Raw genomic sequence first — 10,874 nt, 5'->3', positions numbered from 1 at the left:
GAACAATTCGTATAAAACAAAATTATAAATTAATACCCCCACCTAAACTTTTTATAATGACCCAAATATTGATTTTGACATGTTAAATTGCTTTAAAAATGAACATACTCATTTATAAATCATTAAATTAAATATACAACATGCAAAACAAATTATACAGGCTAAACTATGAATAAAGAAAATATTGATTTAAGAACAAATGTTATACGAAAAACATTTAATGACCAAAGACCAATAAAATGCCTTACACCTAAAAAAATAAGAGAAGTTGACGAAGACATTTATCCAGGAGGAGATATTTTCACAACTGAAGATGGGGAGTTTATTGATTTGGAATTTCAAATGACTGATTTTGATGAAAACGAACTTGTAAAATATGTTGAATTTGCAGAAGCTTTATACGAAAAACATCGAAAACATATCCACATTTACATCATATGTCCAAACAACATATATGTATGCGTAAAAGAATGTAAAATAGTTTCTGAAGCTGAATTTACTATCAAATTGGCTTGCATTGAAGAAGACCCATGTGAAATAATTTTCAAAATGATTACAAGAAAAATAGAAAACGGAGAACCCCTTACCCCTGATGATATAATGGCTCTTGAAATGCTTCCAGTAAAGTGTAATCCAAAAATGAGAAATTTTTATAGAAGAGAATACTTTAGAATTATGAATAGAATATTATAACTTAAATATTCCATTTTAAGATAGTTTTACCAAATTTAGAAATATAATCCTTATCAAATGCATCCTTTAAATCACCCAAGGAATTTATTTCACAGATATTGGTAATCAATTTTTCTAAGTGTTCGAATAACTGTGGGTTTTGTTTGAGAGTTTCAACAACTCCGACAAAATCCACTCTGTCAGAACGGCTGTTTCCCTGAATTGTCAAACCTTTTTCTAAAACCATACGAGTATTTATCGGTACAGGATATTCACTTACACCAAACAGGTTTATTGTTCCCTGAGGATTTATTATATCAATTATCTGATCAATGGCTGATTGCGATGCACTTGAACCGACACATTCAAATGCATGGTCAACTACAACATCATCGTCAACATCATGAATTCTGTAGATTTCATCAGCAAATGAGAATAAATTCAAGTTTTCCTGATGTTTTCCAAATACCAATACTTTAGATTTGGGAAACAACTCTTTTAAAAGCAATGCTGTAATGAAACCTAAATTTCCATCTCCCCAAACACCCAGATTATCCTTTGGAGTTATGGCCATTTGTTTAAACTTGCTTATTCCCTGATAAGCTACTGAAATCAATTCAATGAATGCAGATACATTTAAATTAAAATCATCAGGAATTTTAACAACCCTATCTTCTGGCAAATTAACCAAATCAGATGTAAAACCATCGAATCCACTGCCTCTAAATTTAGAGCTATATGAATAGTTTGGAGAATACACATCCTCACCAAACGGAGTGTTTGGAATCATTACAACCATATCACCGGATTTGAAATTTCCTTCGCTGTCAAAGACAACTTCACCAATCGCTTCATGAATTAAAGCCATCGGCAGTTTCTCATCCAGAATATTTGCCGGCCTTGAACCCTGATAATATCTTTGGTCAGCCTGACAAATCGAAAGGTGAGTCGGCCTTACGATTACTCCGTCGAGCTCAACCTCATCAATGGATTCTTCAAAGAATTTTGGAGATTTTAATCTGTAAACAATATTAATCATGAATATCCTCAAGTATTGTATTAGCTAATTTTAAATCATAAGGGTAAGTAATTTTAATATTTGTCACTTCACCATCAACTAGATGTACATCTTCATCTTTAAGTATGAATATTTTACATGCATCTGTCAGTATATTACTTTCCTCTTCAGTTAAACTAGTGATTAGATTGAAAAGTTTCTTTATATTGAAGCTCTGTGGAGTTTGGCCTTGGTAATAATAATCCCTCACAGGGATACTTTCTATAGTCTTCGCATTAACACTTTCAACAATAGTATCTGTAGCCGGAATTACAGTATCACAGGCCCCATATTTCTTTGCAGCTTCAATGTTATCTTCAATAATCCTATGAGTTAAAAAAGGACGGACAGAATCATGAGTAATAATAATGGACTCTTCATCGATGCCATAACTTTCTTCAATATAACTGATGCTGTTCAATATTGTTCCATTTCTGGTCTCTCCACCTTCAATAACTACAATATTATCATTATTTGGAATATACTTCTCAATTAGATGATTGGTGTGATTTATAAAATTTTTTGGTGTTAGAACAATTATTTCATCAACATCATCATTTATAACAAATTTTTCAATAGTGTGAATAATGACCGGTTTGTTGCCCAATGCCAAAAATTGCTTTGGAGTGTCAGTGCCTCCCATCCTTGATCCTATTCCACCTGCCAATATTGCTGCAAAAATCATATCATCCTACTCCTTTTCAAATATTATCAAATAGTGAGATTTACCTTCGGGAATATCACTGCCAATATCTTCATTCAGATAAACCTTTTTAAAACCATACTGGGAAAATATTTCCTCCAAATCATCTGAAGAAATCCTAACATCAACTGGAGGTCCCCATGACATTTTTAAAGGTTTGAATTCCATGACTGCAATTTTACCATGATTTTTAATGACTCTACCAAGTTCATTAATGACATTGTCCTTATCTTCTGATAGTCTAAATCCATGAAATACATTAAGCATCAATACTGCATCCACTGAATCATCACTGATGCTTGGAATTCCCTCGGTAATATCCGCATGAACATTAATTAAATTTTGAACATCATTTTCATCCTTGTACTCTTCCAACTCATTGATGGCAACATCATATGAATCCACAGCATAAACTATACCCTGAGGAAGATACTTCTTAGCGGCTTTGATTGAAATATAGCCATCTCCGCAACCGGCATCCATAAAAGTTTCATCACCATTAAAATGCATTTCATTTAAAATGTCTTCAGCATCAAGAAATTTTGCACTTGATTTGCCATGATGTTTATGTTCCATGAATATACCTCACATTTCTTGAACTACCTCAACTTTATAGAAGTTGAGGATTCTTACTTCACGGGCTGTATACACTAATGAGCATAGGATTACCGTGCTATCCCCCTCGTCCCAAAGGTTCAGACAAATCCAATTAATATTGCTTTTTAAACTTGGTTATCGTTGAAAAAGTTTAATTTAATTGAGTCATTGTCATTTATTATTTTTTGTTATCTTGTTATTTAAATTTCATCAGCAAGCATTTGAAAAGTAATGCCTACCTTTTTGCAATTCATCCATGACTTAAAGAAGTTATGGTATTCTTGCATGTTTAAGATAAATAATAATTTTTAAAAAATAGTATATAATGATTTTCTTGAAAAAAAAGTTTAGGAAAAAAATAATTCCTAAAAAAATAAATTAATTCTTTTTAAACATGATTAAATAGTGGGATTTGCCTTGCGGAATATCCTCACCAATTTCTTCGTTTAGATAAACTTTTTTAAGGTTGTGCTTATTGAATAATTTTTCCAAATCCTCAGGAGATGATCTCATTTTTGTTGGAGGTCCATTAGGAACATCCCATGCCTTATAATCCATTATGGCAATTTTACCGTCATCTTTAATAATTCTTGAAAGTTCTAAAACAGCTTCATCCAATTTTCTTGAGGCTTTAAATCCATGGAAAACATTAACAAGCAAAACAACATCAATTGAACCGTCTTCAACACCAGGAATGCCTTCGGTAATATCAGCTTCAATATTAATTAAGTTTTCAACATTGTTATCATTTTTATAGGTTTCCATATCTTCAATGGAAGCATCATAGATATCAACTGCATAAACAGTTCCTTTGTGATTGTAGTCTTCCAGAATTTTAATTGCATTGTGGCCATCGCCGCAACCTGCATCCATAAACGTTTCATCACCGTTGAGCTTTAATTCTTTTATAATCTCATCAGAGTCCAAAAAATTTGCACTTGAAAATCCATGAGCCCTGTGACCATTTTCAGGCATCATCATTTTATCACCTAAATAATTATCTTTAAAAAATAGTATTTAATTTTTTTCAATGTGATAAAATATGCACAACAATTAAAAAATAGTTAAAATAAGTAAAAAAAAGTTATAAGAGGATTATTTTTTCCAGGTTTGTTTTACTCCCCTTCCTCTTTTACTACCAGGTTTAGTATAACTTCTTTTTGGTCTGGTCCTTCTGTTAGTTCCTTTAACTTTTGCCATATTTTCCCCTCCTTAAAATTTATCATTACAAAATTAGAATTAAATCTATAACAAAAAAATATTTGTTTTCAAGATATTTAAAGCTTTTCTTTAAGTGGTGTATTCTGCATTAATTTTGACATAGTCATAAGTTAAATCACAACCCCATGCAGTCGCACATCCATCACCTAAATCCATGTCAATATTGACAATGACATTTTTTGACTGCATTATTTTTTCAGCCCTTTCAAGATAAGGTGTATCTTCAAATGCTAAAATTTCACCTTTTCTAACAAGGTCAACATCATCCTCATCATCTGCAACTGAAATGGTTACAATATCCGGATTTAAATCACAACCAGAGTATCCGATAGCGGAAACAATTCTTCCCCAATTAGGGTCACCACCAAATACAGCGGATTTGAATAAACTTGAGGATATAATAGATTTGGCAGCAAGTCTTGCATCTTCAAGATTTCGAGCACCACACACATTGGCTTCAATGAATTTAGTAGCTCCTTCACCATCACGAGCCATTTTTTTAGCTAAGTCAATGCATAAACAATTTAATGCCTCTTGGAAGTTAGGATCAATTTTTCCATCTTTTACAACTTCAACACCAGATGCACCATTAGCCAACATCAGACAGGTGTCATTAGTACTTTCATCACCATCTACAACAATCATATTGAAACTGATATCAGCAGCTTTTTTCAATGCATTATTTATCTCATTAGCTGGAATGACAGCATCACTTACAATATAAGATAACATTGTACCCATATTAGGTGCAATCATACCACTTCCCTTAGTAATTCCTGCAATTTTAACAGTTTCACCAGTTGTTAATGTAACTTCCAATGCACATTCTTTCGGAAATGTATCGGTTGTCATGATTGCGCGGGCAGCTGCAAGTGAATTTTCAGGTTCACTGCCCAAATTAGAAATTGATTCATAAGCCACTTTAGAAATAATATCTATTGGCATTTCACGACCTATAACACCTGTTGAAGAAATAGCAATTTCATCTTTCGGAATTTCTAAATCACGGGATAACAATTCCACCAATGTTTCACAATCTTTCAATCCTTGTTCGCCTGTAAAACAATTGGCATTTCCACTGTTAACGAAAACAGCTGATACAATTCCTTTTTTAACAACATTTTTTGTATATTTTACTGGAGCTGCAACAACTTTATTAGAAGTGAAAACAGCAGAAGCTGTACTATTTCGAGAAACAATAATGGTTACACCATATTTACCTTCACGAGCACCAGATACTTCAAGATTTTCAATAACTGAAAATCCTCCATCAAGATATTTTATAAAATCCATAAAAATCACCTAAAATTAATAAGATTTAGAATTATTAGTTAGATTATATTCAATTACATCTTCTGCATTATTATAATCTATATTATAAACACCATCATCAACAAAAACCTTGCCAGACCCATTTAAATTCGAAGTCATTTCATCAGTTACATTCACAAATGTCACACCATCATCAACAACAGTATTATTATCAGAACCGCCAATAGCCATGGAAATTCCAATTCCCGCACCAACAACAAAAGCGATTAATGCAATGATTATTAAAATCATTGTATTTTTGCTGGTTTTCCTTGGTTTTCTGGATTGTGAAAATCCATTATCCTGTACATTATAAGGAGGGAATCTTTGAGTTTGTCCGCCCCCAAATGAAAGTCTTCTTTTTTGCTTATTATTAGAAGCCTTGTTATACCGAGATTTTAACACTCGCTTATTCTTTTTTTTACGTTTTCTCATAGTAATACTCTTTTATACAAATTAAACAACAAAAGCATATATTAATGCTAAAATAACACCTACAAAACCAAACATTCCAAGACCTAAAATAGACATCACATAAACAAAGATGAATACGAAAGCAAATACACCAATTAATTTTGTTTTTTCATTCTCAACCAAGTTTATGAAAGTTCTTGAGAATTCAGATGGAATATTATAAGCATATAAACCATTAGCCAGTTCAAAAACTACCAATGATAATGGAGATGTTGATGGTAAATCATCCACTAATTGGGCTCTTTCGCCCGCTTCCCTTCTGCTTCTTCCAACACCAGCCCTTATTTTTGCACCATTGTCAAGTGCAAACCATGCTGCATCAAGTCCAGCCCTAATAGCCAAGTCTTTAGATGGAAATCTTGCAATGAAATCATCTCCACCTTCCCTATAACCTTCAAGTTCACCGTCACACTCAGATTCGATGAAATTTTTAATTCCAGTCATAAGGTCAACAAGTTGGTTCCTTCCATTTTTACTGATAAATTTAGTTGAATCAATTAAATCAATGAACAAATAATTTTCCAAATCCACCGGTCGAGATTCCTTTAGTAAAAAAGGAGCATCAAATACTAAAGCATATTCTCCACCGAGTTTAGTGAAAGCAATTCCTGGAAAACTACCTACACTTTGAGTATAATGAATTGCACGTTCTATTGAAGCTGCACCAGTCATTCCAACTGCAGATATAACTTGCACTCCTTCGGACAATCCAATACCAATTAACTCGATTGCAACACGTATTGCATCATTTTTACTAAGCATTTTAGCAACAAGTTCTGTTGCTGTTTTTTCGACAATCTCTCCTGATTCGTTTTCAATAATTTTAACGAAAATATTAATTAGATTAGAAGGATGAGGTAATTCAATATAAAAATAACGGTCACTCCCCATGATAATATTACTAACTAAAGCATATTCTTCTATTCTATTTTCAGCAGGCTTTAGTTCATGGAAAGTATATTCAACAGGAATATTTTCTGCCCCAACATCACGAATAAGATTCTGCAATATTGTATCAGAGGTAATTTCTGCTTTTTCAAGCTCAAAAAGAATAGTTTGAGTATAATTAAATAACTCTACATATTCAGTTTCAAGTGAATTTGTTGGAAAAAATTTTGTTCCAACAGCGATAGGATTAAGTTTAGTAGTGAATTTAATATAAGCCTTAGTTAATGCACTAGTCATCTAAACCTCCTCCTTTTTCCAGTTCAATTTCAAAATCTCCAGGTTTTTCTAAAAGCATGTCTGGCTTGACAGAAACAAATGGGAATTTCCAAGATCCTAACCTACCTGCAATAGTACTTGCAATGTTTCTTGAGTTTCTTTTGATGAATACTTCATCATGTTCACTTACACGTACTAAAACATTGTATGGTGCTGTTTCACTTACTTCATCAGCCAACATTATATTTAATTCAAATGTGCCTGGTTTTGTGAATAAATCATTACGAACAGCTATTAAAGGCTTTTTTTCAAGACCTAACCTGTCTGCAACAGTAACAGAAATATTGCCTGCATTTTTAACAGCTACTTTATAATTTTTAGGATGAACCAATACGAAAATCACGTATGGTGCTGCAATTTCAACATCATCAACCATTTCCACAATTTTATTAAACATTGGGATTTTGGCAAATATGTTTTCAAGTTTTGAATCAGCATTATTCTCATTATCAATACGTATGATAGCCTGTTTAGCAATATTTAATGGAGAAATTTCCAAACCTTCTTTTCCAGTATAAATTTCCCATTTTTTAAAGTTCAATTCTTTTATAATTTCATCACAAATTTTTTGCAAAATATTCTTATCTTTTTTAGGCTTTTTTGGTTTTCCAAATGTCAATCTACCTTTTTCAATTACAAATGGAATCCTCATAGATGCAATATTTCTAAATTCAGCAGCATAATCTCTGAATTTATCATTAGATAATACTTTTGCTTTTTCATTTGTAGCTATTTCTAAAATAAAATGATCTGCATCATTGCCTGCAGGAACTTCTTCAACATTGTCACTTTCCAACAATTTTAAGAACCTGTCTTTATCATCAATATCATGTCGAAGTGATGCATCGGCAATAATTACAAATTCATCCTCGCTTTCTTCCAAAGCTTTAACAGCTGCAAGGATATTAGCAATTTTAGGTTGTCCTTTTTGATTTTTTACATAATGTGCTACATTTGAAGCATCTACAACAACTTTCATGATATCACCTAAAAAAATAATCAATTATAAAATAATTTGTTCAGTATAATATATTTGTATCAATCAATATTTAAATTTAATTTTTATATACATTTTATATTTTGTTTCTGGCATATTTTCCAAATAATAATCTTTCCCCACCGACTGTGTGAAGATAAATTTCTATGGAATCCTCTGAAATATTATAAACATTATATGAATTTAAGTTTTTCCCCCGAAGTTTATCTGAACATACAGAACCGGCATTGACAATGAGTGTTTTGTTTATCTCCCAAATATTTGGCACGTGCTTGTGTCCTGATAAAACCAAATCAACTTCATGAGTTGTTAATGTCTTCAGAATATCGCCAGAATCAGATAATACATTACGTTCACGTCCTGTTTGAGGAATTGATATAACATGATGGTGCAAAACAACAATTGAAAAGTTTTCATTAATTACACATTCATCCAATTGATGTTCCAACCACAAATGTTGAGGTCTGCCGATAGACCCCCTATTATCATCAGGAGTAGTACTGTCAAGACCAATTACAGTAAAATCATCACCTACAGTCAATTTCCAACTTCTCTCACCAATTAATTCTTCAAAAGTCTGATAACCTAAATTACGAGCATCATGGTTGCCTGGAACAGCAAATAATGGTGGTTCAAACATTTCCAAATATCTAGTGGCCTGTTTAAACTCTTTATAATAACCCTTATTGGTAATGTCTCCAGTCAATATTACCATATCCGGATTTAAACTGTTAATTTCATTTATGGCTTCTATAAGTATTTCTTCATCAAAACTTGATTTGGAAATATGCAAATCTGAAATATGTGCAATAACTGTCATACTATCTATTGATTTAATTTCATGATAGCTTCTGCCAAGTCGCCTTTGCATTCTTCAAGGGCTTGTCGTGCTTCATCCTCAGAAACATTAGCGCTGTTTGCTACCATTTCTATATCCTCATCAGGAATTTCAATTTCGTATTCAAGTTCAACTTCACGAGCCTGACCTTCAATTTGATAAGTTTCCTGACCCATTACATTCATTAAGCTTACACTAGGATTATCAATAATTAATTCTTTTTCATCAAAACGGATAATTACTTCACGAACACCTTCAAGGTCTTCCATTTTCATACCCATTTTTTTCATTTGTCTTTCCATTTGTTTCATTTGTTTTTTATTCATACCAGGTATCATAATATTCCTCTACAAAATAACTATTTATAATTATATTATTAATTATTATTAAAAATTTGGTTGAATTTTAAAAAAAATAAAATATGGATTAATCAGTAAATCCATAAATTTCGTTTTCGAATGTTTTGGCAACATCTTTTAATACTTCAGGAATATTAATCTGTTGAGGACATTCCTCAATACAGGTTTCACATTCAGTACAATCCGAAGCTATTCCGACACCATCTAACTTTGAATAATTTAAATAAGCATTTCCAAATTGAGTCCATTCCTCAATTTCCAAAAGTTTATGTTTGTTATATAAATCAAAGATCTTTGCGATGTCAATTTCTTCAGGACAAGTATCAACACAGTATCTGCACTTTGTACAATCGACTGTAATGTTGCTGTTAATGATTTCGGAAACTTCTTCAATAATCTTTAATTCATCATCATTCAATGGATCTGCATTTTTAAACTCATGAATATTGTTTTCAAGTTGTTCCAGGTTACTTGCACCTGTCAAAACAACACAAACATCATCAAGATTTGCTACAAACCTCATTGCCCATGAAACTACAGATCTATCAGGATTATAATCCTTCATTATTTTTTCAGCTTCTTCAGGCACATCAGCTAAAAATCCCCCTTTATAAGGTTCCATAATCATTACAGGTTTACCATATTTTCTTGCAATTTCCAAACATTTCCTGGATTCTATTGATTCATCTTCCCAGTCAAGATAGTTTATCTGAAGCAGTACAAATTCAATTTCAGGATGTTCAAATAATAGTTCTTCCAAAAATTCAGAATTCCCATGAGTGGACAAACCAATATGCTTAATATAACCTTCTTCCTTTTTCTTCTGGATAAATGAATATAAATCAACATTTTTCCATGCGTTTTCTGTAAATCCGCTTACATTGTGCAGCATATAGTAATCAAAGTAGTCAACACCACAATTTTTAAGCTGTTCTGCAAATATTGGCTCCAGTTGAGATTCTTCTGTAATTACAAATAAAGGTAATTTAGTTGCTATTTTAAATGATTCTCTAGGATATCTTTCAACAACAGATTTTTTAAATGCAATTTCACCTACACCGTCATGATAGATATATGCTGTGTCAAAATGATTGAAACCTGCATCCATATATGCATCCACCATTTCATTTAACTGCTCATAGTCAATACTTGTAAAGTCGTTTTCATCCAAAAGCGGAAGTCTCATCATTCCCATACCTAACTTCATTTCAAATCCCTCATAAAATCTTTATCCACATATAATTTAACATGATTTAAAAAATATGTGTTAATTTTACCATAATATTTAAATCTTAATATTTTTATATTCACAATGACAATTAAACTTTACTTCAACATTCTGAATAGGAAAAAATAGGATACTTTTTGGCTTTAAGATTTTTCTAAAAATATATTTAAACAAAGCAAATAATAACTATTCC

Annotated in this window: 12 protein-coding genes; 1 reads left to right on the top strand and 11 read right to left on the bottom strand. The window is 31.9% G+C overall.

Annotated elements, in window-relative coordinates; all coding sequences use genetic code 11:
• Nucleotides 1–168: 168 nt before the first annotated feature.
• On the top strand, nucleotides 169–693 hold the full coding sequence (locus tag QZ143_RS08170) for a hypothetical protein (protein ID WP_292883017.1): 525 nt from the start codon (nucleotides 169–171) through the stop codon (nucleotides 691–693).
• Between the two features lies 1 nt (nucleotide 694).
• Here QZ143_RS08170 and QZ143_RS08165 read toward each other — a convergent pair whose 3' ends face one another.
• From QZ143_RS08165 to QZ143_RS08115, 11 genes are all read right to left on the bottom strand, one after another.
• The gene (locus tag QZ143_RS08165; RefSeq protein WP_292883014.1) at nucleotides 695–1,711 is read right to left on the bottom strand and encodes an alcohol dehydrogenase catalytic domain-containing protein; all 1,017 of its coding nucleotides are present in this window, start codon (nucleotides 1,709–1,711) and stop codon (nucleotides 695–697) included.
• Entirely contained in the window at nucleotides 1,704–2,414 is a 711-nt protein-coding gene (locus QZ143_RS08160) for a 2-C-methyl-D-erythritol 4-phosphate cytidylyltransferase (protein WP_292883011.1), read from the bottom strand. The genes QZ143_RS08165 and QZ143_RS08160 overlap by 8 nt, the downstream gene beginning before the upstream one ends.
• 6 nt (nucleotides 2,415–2,420) lie before the next feature.
• The gene (locus tag QZ143_RS08155) at nucleotides 2,421–3,008 is read right to left on the bottom strand and encodes a class I SAM-dependent methyltransferase (protein ID WP_292883008.1); all 588 of its coding nucleotides are present in this window, start codon (nucleotides 3,006–3,008) and stop codon (nucleotides 2,421–2,423) included.
• Nucleotides 3,009–3,407: 399 nt separating this feature from the next.
• Complete coding sequence (locus tag QZ143_RS08150) at nucleotides 3,408–4,010, bottom strand: class I SAM-dependent methyltransferase (protein WP_292883004.1); 603 nt, start codon at nucleotides 4,008–4,010, stop codon at nucleotides 3,408–3,410.
• Nucleotides 4,011–4,319: 309 nt separating this feature from the next.
• Nucleotides 4,320–5,543: a bifunctional ornithine acetyltransferase/N-acetylglutamate synthase gene (gene argJ / locus QZ143_RS08145; protein WP_292883001.1), complete on the bottom strand. Its 1,224-nt coding sequence runs from the start codon at nucleotides 5,541–5,543 to the stop codon at nucleotides 4,320–4,322.
• A gap of 15 nt (nucleotides 5,544–5,558) precedes the next feature.
• Nucleotides 5,559–5,996 (bottom strand): hypothetical protein, encoded by a 438-nt coding sequence (locus tag QZ143_RS08140; protein WP_292882999.1) that lies wholly within the window; start codon nucleotides 5,994–5,996, stop codon nucleotides 5,559–5,561.
• 21 nt (nucleotides 5,997–6,017) lie between these two features.
• Nucleotides 6,018–7,220: a hypothetical protein gene (locus QZ143_RS08135; RefSeq protein ID WP_292882996.1), complete on the bottom strand. Its 1,203-nt coding sequence runs from the start codon at nucleotides 7,218–7,220 to the stop codon at nucleotides 6,018–6,020.
• Nucleotides 7,213–8,238, bottom strand: coding sequence for a Zc3h12a-like ribonuclease (locus tag QZ143_RS08130; RefSeq protein WP_292609591.1), 1,026 nt, complete (start codon nucleotides 8,236–8,238; stop codon nucleotides 7,213–7,215). Before QZ143_RS08130 ends, QZ143_RS08135 begins: the two co-directional genes overlap by 8 nt.
• Nucleotides 8,239–8,332: 94 nt before the next feature.
• The gene (locus QZ143_RS08125; RefSeq protein WP_292882993.1) at nucleotides 8,333–9,076 is read right to left on the bottom strand and encodes a metallophosphoesterase family protein; all 744 of its coding nucleotides are present in this window, start codon (nucleotides 9,074–9,076) and stop codon (nucleotides 8,333–8,335) included.
• 5 nt (nucleotides 9,077–9,081) lie between these two features.
• Nucleotides 9,082–9,432, bottom strand: a complete 351-nt coding sequence (locus QZ143_RS08120; protein WP_292609587.1) for a nascent polypeptide-associated complex protein — start codon at nucleotides 9,430–9,432, stop codon at nucleotides 9,082–9,084.
• 88 nt (nucleotides 9,433–9,520) lie between these two features.
• Complete coding sequence (locus QZ143_RS08115) at nucleotides 9,521–10,660, bottom strand: aldo/keto reductase (RefSeq protein WP_292882990.1); 1,140 nt, start codon at nucleotides 10,658–10,660, stop codon at nucleotides 9,521–9,523.
• Between the last annotated feature and the right edge of the window lie 214 nt (nucleotides 10,661–10,874).

The sequence above is a fragment of the Methanobrevibacter sp. UBA188 genome (genome assembly GCF_905234905.1).
Taxonomy (GTDB): Archaea; Methanobacteriota; Methanobacteria; order Methanobacteriales; family Methanobacteriaceae; genus Methanocatella.
Note: the sequence above shows the minus strand (reverse complement) of the source record. Positions and strands in the feature narration are given on the sequence as shown.

What these genes read in the sequence shown, in the direction of transcription:
- QZ143_RS08170 (WP_292883017.1), top strand. Translation starts at nt 169, where the DNA reads ATGAATAAAGAAAATATTGATTTAAGAACAAATGTTATACGAAAAACA.
- QZ143_RS08165 (WP_292883014.1), bottom strand. Translation starts at nt 1,711, where the DNA reads ATGATTAATATTGTTTACAGATTAAAATCTCCAAAATTCTTTGAAGAA.
- QZ143_RS08160 (WP_292883011.1), bottom strand. Translation starts at nt 2,414, where the DNA reads ATGATTTTTGCAGCAATATTGGCAGGTGGAATAGGATCAAGGATGGGA.
- QZ143_RS08155 (WP_292883008.1), bottom strand. Translation starts at nt 3,008, where the DNA reads ATGGAACATAAACATCATGGCAAATCAAGTGCAAAATTTCTTGATGCT.
- QZ143_RS08150 (WP_292883004.1), bottom strand. Translation starts at nt 4,010, where the DNA reads ATGATGATGCCTGAAAATGGTCACAGGGCTCATGGATTTTCAAGTGCA.
- argJ (WP_292883001.1), bottom strand. Translation starts at nt 5,543, where the DNA reads ATGGATTTTATAAAATATCTTGATGGAGGATTTTCAGTTATTGAAAAT.
- QZ143_RS08140 (WP_292882999.1), bottom strand. Translation starts at nt 5,996, where the DNA reads ATGAGAAAACGTAAAAAAAAGAATAAGCGAGTGTTAAAATCTCGGTAT.
- QZ143_RS08135 (WP_292882996.1), bottom strand. Translation starts at nt 7,220, where the DNA reads ATGACTAGTGCATTAACTAAGGCTTATATTAAATTCACTACTAAACTT.
- QZ143_RS08130 (WP_292609591.1), bottom strand. Translation starts at nt 8,238, where the DNA reads ATGAAAGTTGTTGTAGATGCTTCAAATGTAGCACATTATGTAAAAAAT.
- QZ143_RS08125 (WP_292882993.1), bottom strand. Translation starts at nt 9,076, where the DNA reads ATGACAGTTATTGCACATATTTCAGATTTGCATATTTCCAAATCAAGT.
- QZ143_RS08120 (WP_292609587.1), bottom strand. Translation starts at nt 9,432, where the DNA reads ATGATACCTGGTATGAATAAAAAACAAATGAAACAAATGGAAAGACAA.
- QZ143_RS08115 (WP_292882990.1), bottom strand. Translation starts at nt 10,660, where the DNA reads ATGAAGTTAGGTATGGGAATGATGAGACTTCCGCTTTTGGATGAAAAC.